This window comes from Streptomyces sp. NPDC107522, assembly GCF_055657525.1.
In genome coordinates, this window is sequence record NZ_JBVKAU010000008.1 from 22,501 (window position 1) to 43,520 (window position 21,020).

The window sequence follows — 21,020 nt, forward strand, 5'->3', positions numbered from 1 at the left end:
TGGATACGGCTCTCGCAAAGGGCTGCTCCCGAGCCACAGGGTCCACTAGTGTTTCACCGTTCACATACCGGGCCTTCGCAGCCGCGGCCGTCGCCTCATGACGCCGCTGGAGGAACAGCGCATGCCACAAGACAAGACCCGGCCACCTCAGGACCGACCTTGGGAGAACGGCTGGGCCCCGGACACCTCCCGGACTCCGGGGACGCGCCGCCTCTGGCTGGCGGGCGGGATGGCGGTGGCGACGATCGTCGCCTGCGTCACGGCAATCGTCGTATCGGACAGAGCAGCTGACAACACATCAGCCGCAGCTTCGTCCTCCGCCTCGGACACCACGGCCCCCGGCCTGATCTCCTTCGCCACCCCGTCGCAGACGACTCCCGCGAAGGGCAAGAGCGGCCTGGCCACCCCGCAGGCGACGACCGGGGCACCCGGCCAACAGCACGCCACCACACCCAAGCCGGCGCCGGAGCCGTCCAAGTCGCCTTCCCACGGGGCCGGTTCACCGACCAGCGCGCCGAAGCCCCCGTCCGCCACGACCACCTGGCGATCCGTCCGCTCGGTCAACTACCCCGACCGCTACTGGCATGTGAGCGGCGGCTACGTGAAGCTGGACTCCGTCGGGGGCTCGGAGAGCCGCGAGGACTCCACCTTCAAGCTGGTGAAGGGCTTGGCCGACGCCTCCTGCTACTCCGTCGCCACGGCCGACGGCACATACCTCCGCCACCGCGACTTCGTCCTGCGCTCCGAGCGCAACGACGGCTCCACCCTGTTCCGGCAGGACGCCACGTTCTGCCCCCGATCGGCGGCGTACTCGGGCGCGATCATGCTGGAGTCGGTCAACTACCCCGGCCGTTTCCTGCGGCACCAGAACTTCCAGCTGAAGCTGGACCCCTTCCAGAACAGCTCCCTCTACCTGTCGGACTCCGCGTTCCGGCTGGTGGCAGGGCTGGCCTGAGACGACAGACGGCGAGGTCCGTCCATCGGACCTCGCCGTCTGTTCGTGCGGTCTGCCGGCGTCAGACGTTGAACCCCAGCGCCCGAAGCTGCTCCCGACCATCGTCGGTGATCTTGTCCGGGCCCCACGGCGGCATCCAGACCCAGTTGATGCGCAGCTCGCTGACGAGGCCGTCCGTGGCGGACTTGGCCTGGTCCTCGATGACGTCCGTGAGCGGGCAGGCCGCCGAGGTCAGGGTCATGTCGACCGTGGCCACGTTGGAGTCGTCGATGTGGATGCCGTAGATCAGGCCGAGGTTGACGACGTCGATGCCCAGCTCGGGGTCGACGACGTCCATCAGGGCCTCGCGGAGCTCCTCCTCCGAGGCCGGCTTCATCTCCACGGTGTCACTCATGCCGTCTTCCTTTCGGCGTCGGCTCCGCCCAGGGCCTGGGCCGTCGCGTCCTTCCACGCCATCCAGCTGAGGAGGGCGCACTTGACCCGGGCCGGGTACTTGGAGACTCCGGCGAACGCGACCGCGTCCTCCAGGACGTCCTCCATGGCGTCGTCGGGTTCGATCTTCCCCTTGGACTGCATCAGCTCCAGGAAGGTCTCCTGGATCTTCTGCGCGTCGGAGAGGTCCTTGCCGACGAGGAGCTCGTTCAGTACAGACGCGCTCGCCTGGCTGATGGAGCAGCCCTGGCCCTCGTACGAGACGTCCTCGATCTTCGTGCCGGCGTACTTCACGCGCAGGGTGATCTCGTCGCCGCACGTCGGGTTCACGTGGTGCACCTCGGCGTCGCCATCCCTCAGACCACGCCCGTGCGGGTTCTTGTAGTGGTCCAGGATGACTTCCTGGTACATCGAGTCCAGCTTCATGCGATCGCTCGTCCCGTCCCGTCAGCCGAAGAAGTTCCGTACGTGCTCCAGGCCGTCCACCAGAGCGTCGATCTCGGCCGGCGTGGAGTACAGATAGAACGACGCTCGCGTGGTCGCAGGAATTCCGTACCGCAGGCACACGGGCCGCGCGCAGTGGTGGCCGACGCGGACCGCGATGCCCAGCTCGTCGAGGACCTGGCCCACGTCGTGCGGGTGGATGTCGCCGAGGGTGAAGGAGATCGCGGCGCCGCGGTCCTCGGCCGTCGTCGGGCCGATGATCCGCAGGTCGGGGACCTCCGCCAGCCGCTTGACCGCGTACTCGGTGAGCGCGTGCTCATGGGCGAGGATCTTGTCCATGCCGATCGAGTTGAGGTAGTCGATCGCCGCGCCCAGCCCGATCGCCTGCGAGATCGGGGGCGTGCCCGCCTCGAACTTGTGCGGGGCGGGAGCGTAGGTCGACGAGTGCATCGACACCGTCTCGATCATCTCGCCGCCGCCCAGGAACGGAGGCAGGTCCTCCAGCAGCTCCTGGCGGCCCCACAGGACGCCGATGCCGGTCGGGCCGCACATCTTGTGGCCGGTGAAGGCCACGAAGTCGGCCTGCAGCGACTGCACGTCCAGCGGCATGTGGGGCGCCGCCTGCGAGGCGTCGACGCACACCAGCGCGCCGACCTCCTGCGCACGGCGCACTATCGCCTCGACCGGGTTGAGCGTGCCCAGGATGTTCGACACCAGCACGAAGGAGACGATCTTCGTCTTCTCCGTGATGATCTCGTCGATGTTGGACAGGTCGAGGCGGCCGTCGTCGGTGAGGCCGAACCACTTCAGCTTCGCGCCCGTGCGCTGCGCGAGCAGCTGCCACGGCACGATGTTGGAGTGGTGCTCCATCTCCGTGATGACGATCTCGGTCTCGTGGTCCACCCGGTAGGGCTCGTCGGCCCAGCCGAGCATGTTCGCCACGAGGTTGAGCGATTCGGAGGCGTTCTTGGTGAAGATCACCTCGTCACGCGAAGGCGCGTTGATGAACTCCGCGACCTTGTCGCGCGCGCCCTCGTACAGCGCCGTGGCCTCCTCGGCGAGGACGTGCACGCCACGGTGGACGTTGGCGTTGTGCTGCTCGTAGTACTCGGAGAGCACGTCGAGCACCTGGCGCGGCGTCTGCGAGGTCGCCGCGTTGTCCAGGTACACGAGCTTCCTGCCGTCGTGGACGACGCGGTCCAGGATCGGGAAGTCCTTGCGCAGCGCCTCGGTGTCGAGGAGGCCCGGCAGCTGTGTCACGCGGATGCGCCACCCTTCGTGTAGGCCTCGTAGCCCTCGTTCTCCAGCTTGTCGGCGAGCTCGGGGCCGCCGGACTCGACGATGCGGCCACCGGAGAAGACGTGGACGTGGTCGGGCTTGATGTAGCGCAGGATGCGCGTGTAGTGCGTGATCAGCAGGGTGCCGACCTCGCCGGTCTCACGGACGCGGTTCACACCCTCCGACACGATGCGGAGCGCGTCGACGTCCAGACCGGAGTCCGTCTCGTCGAGGATTGCGACCTTCGGCTTGAGCAGCTCCAGCTGGAGGATCTCGTGGCGCTTCTTCTCACCGCCGGAGAAGCCCTCGTTGACGTTGCGCTCGGCGAAGGACGGGTCCATGTTGAGGCGCTCCATGGCCTCCTTGACCTCCTTCACCCAGGTGCGCAGCTTGGGGGCCTCGCCGCGGATGGCGGTGGCGGAGGTGCGCAGGAAGTTGGAGACCGAGACGCCGGGGACCTCGACCGGGTACTGCATCGCGAGGAAGAGGCCCGCGCGGGCGCGCTCGTCGACGGACATCTCCAGGACGTCCTCGCCGTCGAGGGTGACGGTGCCGCCGGTGATCGTGTACTTCGGGTGACCCGCGAGGGAGTAGGCGAGGGTCGACTTGCCCGAGCCGTTGGGGCCCATGATGGCGTGCGTCTCGCCCTGCTTCACGGTGAGGTCGACGCCCTTGAGGATCTCCTTCGTGGCGTTGTCGGCCTCGACGGTGACGTGCAGGTCTCGGATTTCAAGCGTTGCCATGGGTGCCTCAGGACTCCTGGGTGAGGGAGACGAGAACGTCGTCCCCTTCGATCTTTACGGGGTATACGGGGACGGGGCGCGTCGCGGGAAGGCCGGACGGCTTGCCGGTGCGGAGGTCGAAGCTGGAGCCGTGCAGCCAGCACTCGATCTGGCAGTCCTCCACCTCGCCCTCGGAAAGCGAGACGTTCGCGTGCGAGCAGATGTCGTGGATCGCGAAGACCTCGCCCTCGGTGTGCACGATGGACACCGGCGTGCCGTCGAGTTCCACCCGCTTCGGGGTGTCCTCCTCCAGCTCGCTCAGCGCACAGGCGCGTACGAAGGTGGTCATGCGACCGACGCCTCCAGCTCCTCTTCGATCTTGGCGATGAGGCGCTCCTCGATGTCCGGGACACCGATCTGCTGGACCAGCTCGGCGAAGAAGCCACGGACGACGAGACGGCGGGCCTCGTGCTCCGGGATGCCGCGGGCCATCAGGTAGAAGAGCTGCTCGTCGTCGAAGCGGCCGGTCGCGCTCGCGTGACCCGCGCCGACGATCTCGCCGGTCTCGATCTCCAGGTTCGGCACCGAGTCGACCCGGGCGCCGTCCGTGAGGACGAGGTTGCGGTTCATCTCGTACGTGTCCGTGCCCTCGGCCTTGGCCTCGATCAGCACGTCACCGATCCACACGGCGTGCGCGTCGTCGCCCTGGAGCGCGCCCTTGTAGACGACGTTCGACTTGCAGTGCGGGGTGTTGTGGGTGACCAGCAGGCGGTGCTCCTGGTGCTGCCCGGCGTCGGTGAAGTACAGGCCGAACAGCTCGGCCTCACCGCCGGTGCCGGCGTAGGTGACGCGCGGGTGGAGCCGTACGACGTCGCCGCCGAAGGTGACGACCACGGACTTCAAGGACGCGTCCCGGCCGACGAGGGCGTTGTGCTGCGCCACGTGCACGGCCTTGTCGTCCCAGTCCTGGACGGAGACGACGGTGAGCTTGGCGCCGTCGCCCAGGATGTAGTCGACGTTGGCGGCGAGCACGGCGTCACCGGTGTGGTCGATGACGACGACGGCCTCGGCGAAGGCGCCCAGCTCGATCACCTGGTGGGCGAAGGCGGTGCCGCCCTCGCCGTGCACGGCGATACGGATCGGCTCGGTGAGCACCGTCTCCTTGGGGACGGTGATCACGCCGGCCTTCTCGAACGCGGAGTACGCCTGGGCGGCGACGCGGTCCACCGGGGTGCCCGCCTTGCCGAGCCGCGCGTCGTCGCGGCCGACGGTCTCGACGGTGACGCCCTCGGGGGCCTGGACGTCGACCTTCAGGCCCTCGGTGGCGACGGCGGTGCCGTCGTGCAGCCCGCGCAGGCGCTCCAGCGGGGTGAACCGCCACTCCTCCTCACGGCCGTGCGGGACCGGGAAGTCCGCCACGTCGAAGGAAGGGGGCGCGCTCATGCGCGAGACGACGGTCGACTCGGCGGCCACCGCGATCGAGCCGGCGGTGGTGGAGCCCACCGGGATGTTCTGAGCCTCAGCCATGGCTGTCGGTCTGCTCTCTTTCCTACGTTTGCGATCTTCGGCCCGCCACCGGGGCGGGCCGCCTGCTGCTGAACCGGATGGCGGGCCTTAGCCGACCGCGCCTTCCATCTGCAGCTCGATCAGCCGGTTGAGCTCCAGCGCGTACTCCATCGGCAGCTCCTTGGCGATCGGCTCGACGAAGCCGCGCACGATCATCGCCATCGCCTCGTCCTCGCTCAGACCGCGGCTCATCAGGTAGAAGAGCTGGTCCTCGGAGACCTTGGAGACGGTCGCCTCGTGGCCCATGGAGACGTCGTCCTCGCGGACGTCGACGTACGGGTAGGTGTCCGACCGCGAGATGGTGTCGACGAGCAGAGCGTCACAGAGCACGTTGGACTTCGCACCCGGAGCGCCCTCGCCGATCTCGATCAGACCGCGGTAGGAGGTACGGCCACCGCCACGCGCCACGGACTTCGAGACGATGTTGGACGACGTGTTCGGCGCCATGTGGACCATCTTCGCGCCGGCGTCCTGGTGCTGGCCCTCGCCCGCGAAGGCGATGGACAGCGTCTCGCCCTTGGCGTGCTCGCCCATCAGGTAGACGGCCGGGTACTTCATCGTCACCTTGGAGCCGATGTTGCCGTCGATCCACTCCATGGTCGCGCCCTCATAGGCGACGGCGCGCTTGGTGACCAGGTTGTAGACGTTGTTCGACCAGTTCTGGATGGTCGTGTAGCGGCAGCGGGCGTTCTTCTTGACGATGATCTCGACGACCGCGGAGTGCAGCGAGTCCGACTTGTAGATCGGGGCCGTACAACCCTCGACGTAGTGCACGTAGGCACCCTCGTCGACGATGATCAGGGTCCGCTCGAACTGGCCCATGTTCTCCGTGTTGATACGGAAGTAGGCCTGGAGCGGGATCTCCACGTGGACGCCCGGCGGGACGTAGATGAAGGAGCCACCGGACCACACGGCGGTGTTCAGCGCGGCGAACTTGTTGTCACCGGCCGGGATGACGGTCCCGAAGTACTCCTTGAAGAGCTCCGGGTGCTCCTTCAGCGCGGTGTCGGTGTCGAGGAAGATGACGCCCTGCTCCTCCAGGTCCTCGCGGATCTGGTGGTAGACGACCTCCGACTCGTACTGGGCCGCGACACCGGCGACGAGGCGCTGCTTCTCCGCCTCCGGGATGCCGAGCTTGTCGTAGGTGTTCTTGATGTCCTCGGGCAGGTCCTCCCAGGACTCCGCCTGCTTCTCCGTGGAGCGCACGAAGTACTTGATGTTGTCGAAGTCGATGCCCGACAGGTCCGATCCCCAGTTCGGCATGGGCTTCTTCTCGAAGAGCTTCAGGCCCTTGAGGCGCAGCTTGGTCATCCACTCCGGCTCCGACTTCTTGCCGGAGATGTCGCGGACGACAGCCTCGCTCAGACCGCGCTTCGCAGCGGCACCGGCCTCGTCGGAGTCCGCCCAGCCGTATTCGTACTTGCCCAGGCCCTCGAGCTCAGGGTGGGCAGTCTCCTCGATGGGGAGAGTCATGCGGGGTTCCTCCCGGCCGTGCTTGCAGATGCGTTGTGTGGACTGTGGGAAATCTTCGGGATGAACGTCGTGCAGACGCCGTCGCCGTGCGCGATGGTCGCCAGCCGTTGCACGTGCGTTCCGAGCAGCTCGGCGAAGATCTCCGTCTCCGCCTCGCACAGCTGCGGGAACTGCTCCGCGACGTGGGCGACCGGGCAGTGGTGCTGGCAGAGCTGCTCGCCCTTTTGAGGGAGGGGCGCGCTGCGCGCCGTTGCAGCGTACCCGTCGGCGCTCAGGGCCTTGGCCAGGGCTTCGGTGCGCTCGTCCGGGCTGACGGCCTCGATCGCCTTGCGGTACGCGCTCGCCTGGGCGGCGATCCGGGCCCGGGCGAAGGCGGCGACCGCCTCGCTCCCGCCCTCGCGCTCGGCGATCCACTTCAGGGCGTCCGCGGCGAGCTTGTCGTACGACTGGTCGAAGGCGTCGCGGCCGCAGTCGGTGAGCGCGAAGACCTTGGCGGGGCGGCCACGCGTGCGCGTGCCGTACACCCGCTGCTCCCGCGCCTCCACGACATCGTCCGCGACCAGCGCGTCCAGATGCCTGCGCACGGCGGCCTGGGTGAGTCCCAGCCGGCCGGCCAGCTCGGCGACGGTCGACGGCCCGTGGTCCAGGATGGATCGCGCGACCCGGTTGCGCGTCGAGCGCTCCCCGGTCGCGAGCTCCTCCTGAAGGGTTCCCATGGGGGTCTCCCGAGCCTCGCCGACGTTTTTCACAACGCCATTGTTGCGTAATTCCTCAAGACCGGGCAAGCGGCGTCCGGGCGCCTCGACGGTGCGCTGCGTCACTTAGGCATACCTAATCTGACCTGCGGAAATGATCTTTGATCGATCAAACCGGGGGGCATCGCCGCCCCTCTCCGGGACACTCCCGAAGCATGCCGACACCCCCTCCCACCGGCCCTCTTGTCGCGCAGAGGCCTTCGGCGGCGAGCCAACCCGAGCGCATCCTCCGGGCCGAAGCGGGGTCTGGGGGCGGCACCCCCAGCGGGGAGGTCGGGAGAGCCGGCGCACGACTGTTCCCGCTGGCCGACGCGGTGGCGTACGCGGGGCGGTGGCCGGCCGTGCACCGGTCCCGTGAGGAGGAGATCTGAACCCGCCCGCCGCGGGCCCGGCCCCCGTACCTAGACTCTGGAGCCATGCGAACTGAGCCCGTGGTCCAGGTCCAGGCCCTGGTGAAGCGGTACGGCACGAAGACCGCGGTGAACGGCCTCGACCTGGTGGCCCGGGCGGGCGTGACCGCCGTACTCGGACCCAACGGCGCGGGCAAGACCACGACGGTCGAGACCTGCGAGGGCTACCGGAAGCCGGACTCCGGCACGGTGCGCGTCCTGGGCCTCGACCCGGTGAGACAGTCCGGCGAGCTACGGCCCCGCATCGGCGTGATGCTGCAGTCCGGCGGCGTCTACTCGGGCGCGCGGGCCGACGAGATGCTGCGCCATGTCGCCAAGCTGCACGCGCATCCGCTGGACGTCGGCGCCCTCATCGAGCGCCTCGGGCTCGGCAGCTGTGGCAGGACCACCTACCGCCGCCTGTCCGGCGGCCAGCAGCAGCGGCTCGCGCTCGCCATGGCCGTGGTCGGCCGCCCGGAGCTGGTGTTCCTGGACGAGCCGACGGCCGGACTCGATCCGCAGGCCCGCCGCGCCACCTGGGACCTCATCCGCGACCTGCGCGCCGACGGCGTCTCGGTCATCCTCACCACCCACTACATGGACGAGGCGGAGCAGCTCGCCGACGACGTCGCGATCATCGACGCGGGCCGGGTCATCGCCCAGGGCTCTCCCGAGGAGCTGTGCCGCGGCGGCGCCGAGAACACCCTCCGCTTCACCGGCCGCCCCGGCCTGGACGTGGGCTCGCTGCTCAAGGCCCTGCCCGCCGACTGCACGGCCGCGGAGCTGACGCCGGGCTCGTACCGTGTCGTCGGCAAGGTCGACCCCCAGCTGCTCGCGACGGTGACGTCCTGGTGCGCGCAGCACGGGGTGATGCCGGAGAAGATCTCGGTCGAGCGGCACACCCTGGAGGACGTCTTCCTGGAACTCACTGGCAAGGAGCTGCGTTCGTGACCACCGTCGGTCCGGGTACGTACACCCCGAAGCCGGGCGCCGCCCCCCTCCCCCGCATGATCGCGGCCCAGGCGGCACTCGAGACGAAGATGCTGCTGCGCAACGGCGAGCAGCTGCTGCTGACCGTGGTGATCCCCACCCTCCTGCTGGTCCTGTTCAGCTCGGTGGACATCGTCGACACCGGCGCGGGCGAGGCCGTCGACTTCCTCACCCCCGGCATCCTCGCGCTCGCCGTGATGTCGACGGCGTTCACCGGGCAGGCGATCGCCACGGGCTTCGAGCGCCGGTACGGCGTGCTGAAGCGGCTGGCGTCCTCGCCGCTGCCACGGTGGGCCCTGATGACGGCGAAGACGGCGTCGGTGCTGGTCACGGAGGTCCTCCAGATCGCGCTGCTCACGGTGATCGCCTTCGCGCTGGGCTGGTCCCCGCACGGAAACCCCGCAGCGGTCGTCCTCCTGGTGATCCTCGGGACGGCGGCCTTCTCGGGTCTGGGCCTGCTGATGGCCGGCACCCTCAAGGCCGAAGCCACCCTGGCGGCCGCCAACCTGGTCTTCCTGCTGCTGCTCGTCGGCGGCGGGGTGATCGTGCCGCTGGACAAGTTCCCGGACGCCGCCCAGGACGTCCTCGGGCTGCTGCCCATCTCGGCGCTGTCGGACGGACTGCGGGACGTGCTCCAGCACGGGGCCGGGATGCCTTGGGGCGACCTGGGGATTCTGGCCGTGTGGGCGGTCGTGGGGCTGGCGGCGGCCGGGAAGTTCTTCCGCTGGGAGTGAGGACTGTCACGGCACCGGCGCGGACCCTCGTGAAAGCGTGCACAAGCGGCCGCCTACGATAGGGCGCGTGCCAAAGCTGACCCGCGCCGACGCCGTAGCGGCCGTGCGCAACCCCCTTGCCTTCATCGCCGCACGCTGGACCCCGACCCCGAGGACGGTCCAGCGGGCGGCTCTCGCCGCGCTCGTGATGTCGGTGGTCATCGTGGTCACCGGCGGTGCGGTGCGACTGACCGGTTCCGGGCTCGGCTGCCCGACCTGGCCCAAGTGCACGGACGACTCGCTGACCGCGACGCGTGAGATGGGCTTCCACGGTGCCATCGAGTTCGGCAACCGCATGCTCACCTACGTGCTGTGCGCCGCCGTCGGCTGGGCGATCATCGCGGCGCGCTCCGAGAAGCCGTACCGGCGCGGCCTGACCCGGCTGGGTTGGGCGCAGTTCTGGATCGTGATGAGCAACGCGGTCCTCGGCGGCATCGTCGTCCTGGTCGGCCTCAACCCGTACACGGTCGCTGCGCACTTCGTGGCGACGTCCGCCCTGATCGCGGTCGCCACGGTGATGTGGCAGCGCACCCGCGAGGGCGACGCCGCGCCGCGCCCTCTGGTCGGCAAGGCTGTGCAGCAGCTGGTGTGGTTCCTGGTCGGGGCCTCGGTGCTGCTGATCCTGGTCGGCACCGTGGTCACCGGTGCCGGTCCGCACGCGGGCGACTCCAGCGAGGTCGAGCGGATGCCGCTGGACTGGGAGAACGTCACCAAGCTGCACGCCGTGCTGGCCTGGATCGTGGTCACGCTGACGTTCGCCCTGTGGTTCGTCCTCAAGGCGGTGGACGCCCCGAAGGGCCCCCTGAACCGCACCCGCGACCTCTTCCTGATCCTGCTCGCCCAGGGCGTCATCGGCTACGTCCAGTACTTCACGGACCTCCCGGAACTCCTGGTCGGCCTGCACATGCTGGGCTCGGCCGTGGTGTGGATCGCGGTGCTGCGCGTGCTGCTGGCGCTGCGGGAACGGCCTGCACTGGACGTGCAGGTGCCGGGGCCGGCGCAGTCGGGGTCAGCGGTGGGGGCCAGGGTCTGACGGACCGGTAGGGCCTGCCTGGGGTTCGGCTGAACCACTCGCAGCCGGGCTCCCGGGGGACGACGACCTGGGGAGCCCTTCCCCGGGGCTGTCCTGCGGTGGTGCCAGCAGCGTGTTGAACACGGCGCGCAGCTTGTCCACGGTCTGCCGGGAGAACATCCCGACCAGCGCGGCCACCGCGGCCGTCCCATAGGGGTTGATGTCGCCGGACGAGGCGACGCTGGTCGTGAGCCCGCCGCGCAGAACGCAGTACGCGACGAGCGCCAAGGCCGCCCCGACGAACGGCTCGAGCAGGTACATCGACAGCCAGCTGCGCCGCAGCCGCCGGTTGCCGACGTACTCGTACGCCGAGCGGAGCACGTGGATCAGGGCGCCCAGGCCGCCCGCCGCCATGACCACCAGGAAGAGCCGGGTGTCCAGCGACACGTCGGGCGTCCAGAACAGGATCTGTGCGCGGTCGGACGCCGCCGTGCCGCCGCCCGGTGCCGGGGGCGGTGGCCAGGACTGGACCAGCACAGTGGCCAGCGTGGCGGTGAGGACGAGCAGGACGGCGATGAGCAGGACTACATCGCGCGTCGTCGCATACTCGGAGCCGGTGGTCATGCCCTGCGCCGTCCCCCGTTCCCCCACCGCACGCTCCTAACGTCGGCCGAGCCTGTCCAGGGCGACCGCGGCCGCCGCCCGGGCGCCGAGTTCGTCGTCGTAGGCCCTGGTCACCAGCTCCACGTCGCGCGCCGTGGAGAACGCATGCTCCGTGTACGTCCTGCGCACGGCCGCCATGAAGACCTGCGCGGCGGGGAACTCGTCCCGTCCCTCCGTCACCAGCGCCTCCGGGCCGTACACCACGACGCGTGCCGGGTTCGTGAGGTTGAGCAGATCGGCGATGCCGAGGCCCAGGGCCCGGCCGGCCATTCCCAGGGAGTCGTCGACGCTCTTGCGTTCGCCTCCGAACAGGGCCAGCGCCGCGCCGAGATCCGGTACTTCGTGCCCGGTCAGCTCATGGACGCGGCGGGCGATGGCGCCGGTACCCGCGACGCTCTCCAGACAGCCGATGTTGCCGCAACTGCACCGGTGTTCGCGATAACCGTCGACCACCACATGGCCGATCTCGCCCGCGGCCCCCGCCGCCCCGTGCAGGATCCGGCCACCGACCATCAGTCCGGCGCCCACACCCCGGTCGAGCAGGACGACGGCGAAGTCGCCGCTGTCGCCGGCGTCCCCCAGGTTCAGCGTCAGCTGGGCCAGGGCGTTGGCGTCGTTCTCCAGGACCGTCGGCAGACCGGTCGCCTCCTGGAGGGGTCCCGCCAGCGAGAGACCCGACCACTCCGCTCCCGCGTAGTTGGGCGCGGTGACGATGTCACCACGGCCCGTCGCCACATGGCCGCCCAGCTCCACGCCCAGCCCTGTCCGCCCGGCCTTCGCGCCCTCGGCGGCGGGCGGCACCTTGTCGAGCAGGTCGTGCACGAAGTGGGCGAGGGCCTCGGTCAGCTCCTCGTGGCTGCTGCCCAGTCGCACCTCGACGCCCATGCTGACCTGGACATCCCCGTTGGCGTCGGTCACCACGCCGGTCAGGCCGGACGGGCGCACCTTCACACCCACGCAGTGGTCGAGCGCGTCCGGCTCCCCGGATATGAGCCCCGACTCCTCCAGGTACTGCGCGCCCCGGGGCGTGATGCCCCAGGAGTTGCGGCGCCACTGACGGCTCTTACAGGCCACGCCCGCCGCAACCATCTTCCGGCCGATGCGACTGACTTCGGTGATGTCGACGTCCAGCAGTTCGGCCAGCTGTTCGTTGCTCAGGCCGGGTCGCTGGGTGATGGCCACCAGGAAACGGGCGGCGTGCCCCTGCGGATCGAGGCTCAGCTGGAGTCCTGAGGGCAGCCTGCGCAGCGCCCAGGTCGTCATGTCGATCAGCCCGAGCAGATGTCCGCGCAGCTCGGCGTGCGCGTCCTGGTCGCGGTCGGCCCGGACATGGTGCCCGTACAGCCTCCGCAGCCCGTCGTGGGCCGCCCGTATCGCCGGTTCGTCGGCGGTCAGCGACGCATCGGTGACGAGCATGGCCAGCGAGCTGAACACCGCGGGCGGAATCTGCTGTTCCGCCGCCATTTCCTCCAGCACCGCCTGAACTGCGGTTAACCGGTCACGCTTGGGTCCCTTTGCTTCACTCATGTCACCCTCTCTTTCCTGGCCCTCGGTCATGGGGGTGCCATCCCACCATGGAGGCGTGTCAAGTGACTGTCAAGTGACATTCCATGATCCGTACGATGGCTTTACAGAAGAGGCCTCCCATGCCCCAGTCGATCACCTGAATCGTTTTCGTTGCGTATTTTTCGACAATTCCAATACGCATATGCGAGACGCGCCGTTAACATCCGGGCTACGCACTCACGCACCGGGGGGACCATGAACAGCAAAGAGCCGCGTGACCCTGCCCGCTCGACCGACGAGATCGAATTACCGGCCGATCCGGCCGATCTCTTCGTCGTGCTCTACGACGCGCTTCCGGTCCAGCACTTCAGCAACCACACGGCGCGGAAGTGGTTCAAGGACCAGAAGGTGAGGAAGCGGGCGGAACTGGTGTGCGAAGACGTGCTGAGTGACGGGTTCGCGAGCGGCCGGCTGGTCCGCGACATCATCGCCGAACACGGCGACGAGGGAGTCTTCTCCGTGCTCATGGGCCTCGACCGCTCCTTCGAGGTCGCCGGACTCTACGCCGGCGAGACGGCGGCGCCGGCGATGGCAGAAATCGGCTGGCGGTACGTGTCGACCAGCAGTCTCAACACCAACACAAAGCACATGGGACTGCTACTGCCCCGCTACACGCGCCCGAGTCGGGTGGTCGCCGCATGGACCAGGAAAGCCGACTTCTTCTGCGTGCATCGAGTGACTCCCGCGGACCGCGAAGGAATCTGGCACGGCGGGATCTTGGAGAATGAACCAGGATTCCCGGGGAAAGCGATTGCCGTAGGATCGGCGCCCCTATTGGAAAGGCACACCGATCTGAAGTTCGAATTCCCGGAGGATGCGGATATCGGTCTCTACCGGATCTCGCCCGCCGACGACGAACTGCTGCCTCGGATCGACGTCGTGCTCCGGAACCTGGAGGATTCGGGAGCCGAGATCGGTGTGCTGCCCGAGTACACCCTGTCCGAGGACCTGATCAAGCACTGGGACACGCTGCTGCACAACGCCCCCGCCCCGAACAGCAAGCTGCAGTGGATCCTCATCGGCACGGGTCCGGTCGCCGCCGGCCCGGTCGGCTCCGGCCCGCTCGGCACCGGCCCGCTCGGCTGCTCCGATCCGCCGCCGAACCGGGCCATGATGGTCGATCGCCAGACCGCCCGGGTCCTGTGGTGGCAGGACAAGATGGCCGGCTTCACGCTGGGCGAGGGACAAGCTGCCGAGTGGCGGCTGCCGGGCCGGCCCAAGCACGAACCGGCCGCCGAGGACATCACCCACGGCGAGAAGGTGGCCGTACTGGAGACGGCGCTGGGCCGCGTCGCCATCCTCATCTGCGAGGACATCAAGCAGTCGGCCACCTGGCTGGGCAAGTGCCAGGCCTTCGGCGTCTCCCACATCTTCCTCCCGCTGTTCGCCTCTCCGATCAGCAAGCAGCACAAGCGCTGGGAGCGCGACGCGGCCGAACACTGCGTCGAGCAGCTGGGCAGCTGGGTGGTCCTCGCCAACAGCCTGGCTGTCGGAAAGGAGATGCGGACCACTCCGCCCCTTGATCCAGAGGACTGCTTCAACTGCGCCGTCGTCGGTCCGGCGCCTGCCCCGCCGACGAAGTACAGCAAGTACCCCACGCAGTTCTGCCGCTCGTCGAGCGGTACGGAGCTCGCCCGGGTCGTCTGCGACGAGGACGGCAACCCGCCCGAGCCCACGCCGGGCGCCCTGCCGCCGCTGCCCGTCATATGGGCCGGCCGACCTGAGTGAGAGTCCTGAGGCGGTGCGGGCACGTCCCGTACCGCCTCCGTCGTCGGCGGCCGGCCGGCGTACGTCGGCGGCCGGGGCGGCGTACGCCTCACTCCAGCCCGTACACCCGCCGGGCGTTCCCCGCCGCCACCATCCCCGCCACGCGCTGCGCGTCCGCCGGCGACCACGCCCCCTCGGCGACCCAGCCGCCGAGCACCCTGGCGAGGGCCTCGCGGAAGAGCCCCGCGCCCACCACGTGCAGTTCGGGCAGGCCCTGGGCCCCGCTGGAGAAGAGGATCTTGCCGAAGGGGGCCAGTTCCAGGATCTCGGCGAGGATCGTGGCCGCGCGGGCGCCCGTGCGGATGAGTGCGGCGCCCGAGTCGGCGTAGACATGCGGGAAGACGCCCGCCAGGTGGGCGGCGTGACGGTGGTACGGATAGCCGTGCAGCAGGATCAGATCGGTGCCGAGGCCGGCCGTGGCGCGGACGAAGTCCGTGAGCAGCACCGGGTCCGTACGGTCGATGCGCAGCCCCGGCTCCCCCAGCCCGGCGTGCAGCTGCAGCGGCAGTCCCGACGCCACCGCGATCCACAGCAGGTGCCGTAGCAGCACCGGGTCGGTCAGCTCCCCTCCCACCCGGCGCCCCGCCAGCCAGCGGCCCGCCGCGCCCCGTACCTCTCCCGGCCCGGGGGGCTCCGGGGCGAGCGCGAGTCCGTGCCGTACGCCTGCGACCGACGTGAAGGCCACCGCGTTCGCCGCCGCGCCGTGCACCGACTCGGCGAGGTTGGCGAGGAAGGACTCGACGGTTCCGGAGGTGTCGGCGACCTGCTCTGCGAGCAGCTCGAGCCGCACGATTTCGTGGGCTTCGGCCTCGCCCGTGGAGGCCATCTCGGAAGGGCTGGTCAGGTCGCCGGGTACGCCGGTGTCGATCAGGTAGGTCGTGATGCCGCTGCCGCGCAGCAGCCTGCGGCCCGCTTCCAGTACGCCCAGCTCACGTCGGCGGGCGAGATAGCGGGCGGGCGGGCAGTGCGGTTCCAGGCCGAGTAACGGGGGGCACCAGCGCCGTACGGCGAAGCCCGTCTGCGTGTCGAAGAGGGTGGTGCCGGGAGCGGGTGGGCCTTCGGTGTGGGCCAGCTGGGCCTCGAAGGTGCCGAGGCCCAGTTCCGTGCGCAGTACGCCGTGGCAGTACTGGTCCACGAGGGATGGCGTGTCGATCATCCGGTTCTCCCCGTGGCTGGACGCTGGGCGCTGGGCTTGCGCTACAGGTCCTAACGGGTGAACCGGTGAGTAAGTGGCGCAGGAGAGCTCGGGTGATACAGGTAAGTCGGCGACTGCGGGTCGTGTGTGGTTGATCGCGCAGTTCCCCGCGCCCCTTCAGGGCGTTGCTCAACCGCCTACCTGAATGCCCGCCATCCGCTTCCACTCGTACTTGCCCGTCGTCACCTTCGCCGCGAACTCGCCGTCGAAGGACTCATGGCGCGTCACACCGGCCTTCTCCACCGCCTTCTCGGCGATCTCGTACGACGGTGCCACCAGGTCGCCCCAGCCGCCGTCCTCGCCGACGAGCACGATGCGGGCGCCGCGCTGTCCGATGTAGGCGACCTGGGCCTCGGCGCCGCCGTGGGACTTCGCGAAGGTGTTGATCTGCTTGGCCAGCTTGGCCACCTTGTCTGCCATGACCAGGATGCTACCGACGAGTAGATCGAATGGCGACGGGCGGGGTGAGTGACCCGCGCCTCAGAGCTCCTACCGCAGGAACGGGTCCACCGCGACCGCCACGAACAGCAGCGACACGTACGTGATCGACCAGTGGAACAGGCGCATCTCCTTCAGCTTCGCGCCCGTCACCTCCGCCTTCGCGCGGTTCTGCAGCGCGTGCGCCTCCCACAGCCACCAGCCGCCCGCGCCCAGCGCGACCGCGGTGTAGAACCAGCCCGTGTAGCCCAGCGGCGTGAGCAGAAGCGACACCGCCACCATCACCCAGCTGTAGATGACGATCTGCTTGGCGACGACCTTGTTGGAGGCGATGACCGGGAGCATCGGCACGCCCACGCGCGCGTAGTCCTCCTTCACCTTCATGGACAGCGGCCAGTAGTGCGGCGGCGTCCAGAAGAAGATCACCATGAAGAGGATGAGCGGCGCCCAGGTGAGGGAGTTCGTGACGGCCGTCCAGCCGATCAGTACCGGCATGCAGCCCGCGATGCCGCCCCACACGATGTTCTGCGACGTACGGCGCTTGAGGATCATCGTGTAGACGACGACGTAGAAGAGGAGCGCGCCGAGGGAAAGCCAGGCCGACAGCCAGTTGACGGTGAGGCCGAACAGGAGGGTCGAGACGACCGCGAGGGTGATGCCGAAGGCCAGGCACTCGCGCGGGCTGACCATTCCGGTGACCAGCGGACGCTGCGAGGTGCGGTCCATGAGCGCGTCGATGTCACGGTCGATGTACATGTTCAGCGCGTTGGCACCGCCGGCCGAGAGGTAGCCGCCGATGCAGGTCAGGAGCACCAGACCGAGGTCGGGCACGCCCTGCTCGGCGAGGAACATCACCGGAACGGTGGTGATGAGCAGCAGCTCGATGATCCGCGGCTTGGTCAGCGCCACGAACGCCTTGACCCGGGCCCCGATCGGCCGCCGGCTCGGGCTCTGGCTCGTCCCGATAATCCCCGCTGGACGGGATTCAACGGCCGTCACGCACACCCCTGACAGAGACATCCCAGCAAGCCTCCCCGTGTGAAGTCCCGGTAAAGGCTCGCGCGTACCACGCCACTGTAGACGTTGCCCAGACCCGGACATTCGCGGGGGTCGGGTCGTGTTGAACGGTGCCGCCGGGAGAGCGGAGCGGCACTCTGTTGAGCACTCGGACGAGCGGCTGCGTATTCAGTTGCCGAATGCGATCCAGCCCAGTGGGGAGGCGGATCCCCGAGAGTCCCGGCAGTCTGGAATGACTCGAAAAGACGCACGTACTTACGGGGGTAGGCTCGACCACGGCCGGGGCGCCCCGTGCACCGGCATTCGACATGCGTGACATGTGGAGAGGAGCCCTGACCCAGGGTGAGCACCAAGCCGACCACCACAGACCTCGAGTGGACCGAGTTGGACCAGCGGGCCGTGGACACCGCCCGCGTCCTGGCCGCCGATGCCGTACAGAAGGTCGGCAACGGCCATCCGGGTACGGCGATGAGCCTGGCGCCTGCCGCCTACACCCTCTTCCAGAAGGTGATGCGGCACGACCCGGCGGACGCCGACTGGGTCGGGCGCGACCGCTTCGTGCTGTCCGCCGGCCACTCGTCCCTGACCCTTTACACCCAGCTGTACCTGGCCGGCTTCGGCCTGGAGCTGGACGATCTGAAGGCGTTCCGGACGTGGGGTTCGAAGACCCCCGGTCACCCGGAGTACGGCCACACCGTGGGCGTCGAAACGACGACCGGTCCGCTGGGCCAGGGTGTCGCCAACGCCGTCGGCATGGCGATGGCCGCCCGCTACGAGCGTGGTCTGTTCGACCCGGAGGCCCCCGAGGGCACCTCCCCCTTCGACCACTACATCTACTGCATCGCCGGTGACGGCTGCCTCCAGGAGGGCATCTCCGCCGAGGCGTCCTCGCTGGCCGGCCACCAGAAGCTCGGCAACCTGATCCTGCTGTGGGACGACAACCACATCTCGATCGAGGGCGACACCGAGACGGCCGTCTCCGAGGACACGGCCAAGCGGTACGAGGCCTACGGCTGGCACGTACAGCGCGTCGAGCCGCAGGAGAACGGCGACCTCGACCCGGCCGCCATCTACGACGCGATCCAGAAGGCCAAGGCGGTCACCGACAGGCCGTCCTTCATCGCGATGCGCTCGATCATCGCCTGGCCCGCCCCGAACGCGCAGAACACCGAGGCCGCCCACGGCTCGGCGCTCGGCGACGAGGAGGTCGCGGCCACCAAGCGCGTCCTCGGCTTCGACCCGGAGCAGTCCTTCGAGGTCTCCGACGAGGTCATCGGCCACACCCGCAAGGCGCTGGAGCGCGGCCGTCAGGCCAAGGCCGAGTGGGAGAAGCAGCTCCAGGAGTGGCGCAACAACAACCCGGAGCGCGCCGCCGAGTTCGACCGCATCAGCAAGGGCGAGCTGCCCACCGGCTGGGAGGAGAAGGTCCCGGTCTTCGAGCCCGGCAAGGGTGTCGCGACGCGTGCCGCGTCCGGCAAGATCCTCCAGGCGCTCGGCGCGGTCATCCCGGAGCTGTGGGGCGGCTCGGCCGACCTGGCCGGCTCCAACAACACGACGATCGACAAGACCAGCTCCTTCCTCCCCGCGGACAACCCGCTCCCGGAGGCGCAGCCGTACGGCCGCACGATCCACTTCGGTATCCGCGAGCACTCCATGGCCGCGGAGATGAACGGCATCGCGCTGCACGGCAACACCCGCATCTACGGCGGCACCTTCCTGGTGTTCTCCGACTACATGCGCAACGCCGTGCGTCTGTCGGCGCTCATGCACCTGCCGGTGACGTACGTGTGGACGCACGACTCCATCGGCCTCGGCGAGGACGGCCCGACGCACCAGCCGATCGAGCACCTGGCCTCGCTGCGTGCGATCCCGGGGCTGAACATCGTCCGCCCGGCCGACGCCAACGAGACCGCGATCGCCTGGCGCGAGATCCTCTCGCGCTACACCAAGGAGTTCGGCAAGGGCGCCCCGCACGGGCTCGCGCTGACCCGTCAGGGTGTGCCGACCTACGAGGCCAACGAGGACGCCGCGCGCGGTGGTTACGTGATGTTCGAGGCCGACGGTGGCGAGCCGCAGGTCATCCTCATCGCGACCGGTTCCGAGGTGCACGTCGCCGTCGAGGCGCGCGAGCAGCTGCAGGCCGACGGGGTGCCGACGCGGGTCGTGTCCATGCCGTCCGTGGAGTGGTTCGAGGAGCAGGACCAGGGGTACCGGGACAGCGTCCTGCCGCCGTCCGTCAGGGCGCGTGTCGCGGTGGAGGCCGGAGTGGGTCTCACCTGGCACAAGTACGTCGGGGACGCGGGTCGCATCGTTTCCCTGGAGCACTTCGGTGCTTCGGCCGACGGCAAGGTCCTTTTCCGGGAGTACGGCTTCACTGCCGAGAACGTGGCTGCCGTCGCGCGGGAATCCCTCGCCGCGGCCCAGCGCTGACGCTCATATACGAGACGTAGGAGTTTGATTTTCCATGACAGACGCACTGAAGCGCCTCTCCGAGGAAGGCGTCGCGATCTGGCTGGACGACCTGTCGCGCCAGCGCATCACGTCCGGCAACCTCTCCGAGCTGATCGACCAGCAGCACGTCGTCGGTGTCACCACCAACCCGACGATCTTCCAGAAGGCGATCAGCAGCGGTGACGGCTACGACCAGCAGCTCGCCGACCTCGCCGCCCGCAAGGTGACGGTCGAAGAGGCGATCCGCATGATCACCACGGCGGACGTCCGGGACGCCGCCGACATCCTGCGCCCGGTCTTCGACGCCACCGGCGGCCAGGACGGCCGGGTCTCCATCGAGGTCGACCCGCGCCTCGCGCACAACACGCGCGCGACCGTCGCCGAGGCCAGGCAGCTGGCCTGGCTGGTCGACCGCCCGAACACCCTGATCAAGATCCCGGCGACCAAGGCGGGCCTGCCGGCGATCACCGACACGATCGGCAACGGCATCAGCGTCAACGTCACGCTGATCTTCTCGCTGGACCGCTACCGCGAGGTCATGGACGCCTACCTGGCGGGCCTGGAGAAGGCCAAGGCCAAGGGCCTGGACCTGTCCAAGATCCACTCGGTCGCCTCCTTCTTCGTGTCCCGTGTGGACACCGAGATCGACAAGCGGATCGACGCGCTGGGCACCGACGAGGCCAAGGCCGCGCGCGGCAAGGCGGGCGTGGCCAACGCGCGCCTCGCCTACCAGGCGTACGAGGAGGTCTTCTCCTCCGACCGCTGGAGCGCGCTGGAGAACGCGGGCGCCAACAAGCAGCGTCCGCTGTGGGCCTCGACCGGCGTGAAGGACCCGGCGTACAAGCCGACCCTGTACGTCGACGAGCTGGTGGCGCCGAACACGGTCAACACCATGCCCGAGGCCACCCTTCAGGCCACGGAGGAGAAGGGCGAGATCACCGGCAACACCATCGCCGGCACCTACGAGCAGGCGCGTGCCGAGCTGGACGCCGTCGAGAAGCTCGGGATCTCGTACGAGGACGTGGTGCAGCTGCTCGAGGACGAGGGCGTCGAGAAGTTCGAGGCGTCCTGGAACGACCTGCTGAAGTCGACCGAGGCGGAGCTCGAGCGCCTCGCCCCCTCGGAGGGCTGATC

Annotated in this window: 20 protein-coding genes; 7 read left to right on the plus strand and 13 right to left on the minus strand. The window is 69.0% G+C overall.

Annotation, left to right across the window (positions count from 1 at the left end):
* The first annotated feature begins 121 nt into the window (after positions 1-121).
* Complete coding sequence (locus ACZ7L6_RS25345) at positions 122-955, plus strand: AbfB domain-containing protein (protein WP_471927579.1); 834 nt, start codon at positions 122-124, stop codon at positions 953-955.
* Positions 956-1,016: 61 nt separating this feature from the next.
* Here the strand turns inward: ACZ7L6_RS25345 and ACZ7L6_RS25350 are convergent, their stop codons facing one another.
* The 8 genes from ACZ7L6_RS25350 to ACZ7L6_RS25385 all read right to left on the minus strand — a co-directional run bounded on the left by ACZ7L6_RS25350 (position 1,017) and on the right by ACZ7L6_RS25385 (position 7,619).
* Positions 1,017-1,349 (minus strand): metal-sulfur cluster assembly factor, encoded by a 333-nt coding sequence (locus ACZ7L6_RS25350; protein WP_062142589.1) that lies wholly within the window; start codon positions 1,347-1,349, stop codon positions 1,017-1,019.
* Entirely contained in the window at positions 1,346-1,813 is a 468-nt protein-coding gene (gene sufU / locus ACZ7L6_RS25355; RefSeq protein ID WP_471927581.1) for a Fe-S cluster assembly sulfur transfer protein SufU, read from the minus strand. The genes ACZ7L6_RS25350 and sufU overlap by 4 nt, the downstream gene beginning before the upstream one ends.
* Before the next feature lie 21 nt (positions 1,814-1,834).
* Positions 1,835-3,091, minus strand: coding sequence for a cysteine desulfurase (locus tag ACZ7L6_RS25360; protein ID WP_471927583.1), 1,257 nt, complete (start codon positions 3,089-3,091; stop codon positions 1,835-1,837).
* Positions 3,088-3,852, minus strand: a complete 765-nt coding sequence (gene sufC, locus ACZ7L6_RS25365) for a Fe-S cluster assembly ATPase SufC (RefSeq protein ID WP_004002165.1) — start codon at positions 3,850-3,852, stop codon at positions 3,088-3,090. Before sufC ends, ACZ7L6_RS25360 begins: the two co-directional genes overlap by 4 nt.
* A gap of 7 nt (positions 3,853-3,859) precedes the next feature.
* The gene (locus ACZ7L6_RS25370; RefSeq protein WP_053762338.1) at positions 3,860-4,180 is read right to left on the minus strand and encodes a bifunctional 3-phenylpropionate/cinnamic acid dioxygenase ferredoxin subunit; all 321 of its coding nucleotides are present in this window, start codon (positions 4,178-4,180) and stop codon (positions 3,860-3,862) included.
* A complete protein-coding gene (sufD, locus tag ACZ7L6_RS25375; RefSeq protein ID WP_471927586.1) occupies positions 4,177-5,358 on the minus strand; it encodes a Fe-S cluster assembly protein SufD in 1,182 nt (393 codons plus the stop codon). The genes ACZ7L6_RS25370 and sufD overlap by 4 nt, the downstream gene beginning before the upstream one ends.
* Positions 5,359-5,445: 87 nt before the next feature.
* A complete protein-coding gene (gene sufB, locus ACZ7L6_RS25380; protein ID WP_471927588.1) occupies positions 5,446-6,870 on the minus strand; it encodes a Fe-S cluster assembly protein SufB in 1,425 nt (474 codons plus the stop codon).
* Complete coding sequence (locus ACZ7L6_RS25385; RefSeq protein WP_471927590.1) at positions 6,867-7,619, minus strand: helix-turn-helix transcriptional regulator; 753 nt, start codon at positions 7,617-7,619, stop codon at positions 6,867-6,869. The genes sufB and ACZ7L6_RS25385 overlap by 4 nt, the downstream gene beginning before the upstream one ends.
* A gap of 422 nt (positions 7,620-8,041) precedes the next feature.
* Here ACZ7L6_RS25385 and ACZ7L6_RS25390 point away from each other — a divergent pair, with 422 nt between their 5' ends.
* From ACZ7L6_RS25390 to ACZ7L6_RS25400, 3 genes are all read left to right on the plus strand, one after another.
* Positions 8,042-8,965: an ABC transporter ATP-binding protein gene (locus tag ACZ7L6_RS25390; protein ID WP_471927592.1), complete on the plus strand. Its 924-nt coding sequence runs from the start codon at positions 8,042-8,044 to the stop codon at positions 8,963-8,965.
* A gap of 56 nt (positions 8,966-9,021) precedes the next feature.
* Complete coding sequence (locus ACZ7L6_RS25395) at positions 9,022-9,738, plus strand: ABC transporter permease (RefSeq protein ID WP_471928105.1); 717 nt, start codon at positions 9,022-9,024, stop codon at positions 9,736-9,738.
* Between the two features lie 67 nt (positions 9,739-9,805).
* Positions 9,806-10,810 (plus strand): COX15/CtaA family protein, encoded by a 1,005-nt coding sequence (locus tag ACZ7L6_RS25400; RefSeq protein WP_471927594.1) that lies wholly within the window; start codon positions 9,806-9,808, stop codon positions 10,808-10,810.
* Here ACZ7L6_RS25400 and ACZ7L6_RS25405 read toward each other — a convergent pair.
* The gene (locus ACZ7L6_RS25405) at positions 10,787-11,440 is read right to left on the minus strand and encodes a hypothetical protein (protein WP_471927596.1); all 654 of its coding nucleotides are present in this window, start codon (positions 11,438-11,440) and stop codon (positions 10,787-10,789) included. The two genes, ACZ7L6_RS25400 and ACZ7L6_RS25405, sit on opposite strands and share 24 nt — an antisense overlap.
* A 9-nt stretch (positions 11,441-11,449) precedes the next feature.
* Positions 11,450-12,979, minus strand: coding sequence for an ROK family protein (locus tag ACZ7L6_RS25410; protein ID WP_471927598.1), 1,530 nt, complete (start codon positions 12,977-12,979; stop codon positions 11,450-11,452).
* A gap of 234 nt (positions 12,980-13,213) precedes the next feature.
* On the opposite strand from ACZ7L6_RS25410, the gene ACZ7L6_RS25415 reads away from it, so the two are divergent.
* Entirely contained in the window at positions 13,214-14,746 is a 1,533-nt protein-coding gene (locus tag ACZ7L6_RS25415; protein ID WP_471927600.1) for a hypothetical protein, read from the plus strand.
* An 88-nt stretch (positions 14,747-14,834) separates the two neighbouring features.
* On the opposite strand, the gene ACZ7L6_RS25420 is transcribed toward ACZ7L6_RS25415, so the two are convergent.
* The 3 genes from ACZ7L6_RS25420 to ACZ7L6_RS25430 all read right to left on the minus strand — a co-directional run bounded on the left by ACZ7L6_RS25420 (position 14,835) and on the right by ACZ7L6_RS25430 (position 17,438).
* Positions 14,835-15,941: an amidohydrolase family protein gene (locus tag ACZ7L6_RS25420; protein WP_471927602.1), complete on the minus strand. Its 1,107-nt coding sequence runs from the start codon at positions 15,939-15,941 to the stop codon at positions 14,835-14,837.
* Positions 15,942-16,109: 168 nt separating this feature from the next.
* Positions 16,110-16,400, minus strand: coding sequence for a hypothetical protein (locus ACZ7L6_RS25425; protein ID WP_471927604.1), 291 nt, complete (start codon positions 16,398-16,400; stop codon positions 16,110-16,112).
* A 69-nt stretch (positions 16,401-16,469) separates the two neighbouring features.
* The gene (locus ACZ7L6_RS25430) at positions 16,470-17,438 is read right to left on the minus strand and encodes a heme o synthase (protein WP_433038717.1); all 969 of its coding nucleotides are present in this window, start codon (positions 17,436-17,438) and stop codon (positions 16,470-16,472) included.
* Positions 17,439-17,777: 339 nt separating this feature from the next.
* Here ACZ7L6_RS25430 and tkt point away from each other — a divergent pair, with 339 nt between their 5' ends.
* Complete coding sequence (tkt, locus tag ACZ7L6_RS25435) at positions 17,778-19,865, plus strand: transketolase (protein ID WP_471927606.1); 2,088 nt, start codon at positions 17,778-17,780, stop codon at positions 19,863-19,865.
* A 34-nt stretch (positions 19,866-19,899) separates the two neighbouring features.
* On the plus strand, positions 19,900-21,018 hold the full coding sequence (tal, locus tag ACZ7L6_RS25440; protein ID WP_471927608.1) for a transaldolase: 1,119 nt from the start codon (positions 19,900-19,902) through the stop codon (positions 21,016-21,018).
* The last annotated feature ends 2 nt before the right edge of the window (positions 21,019-21,020 follow it).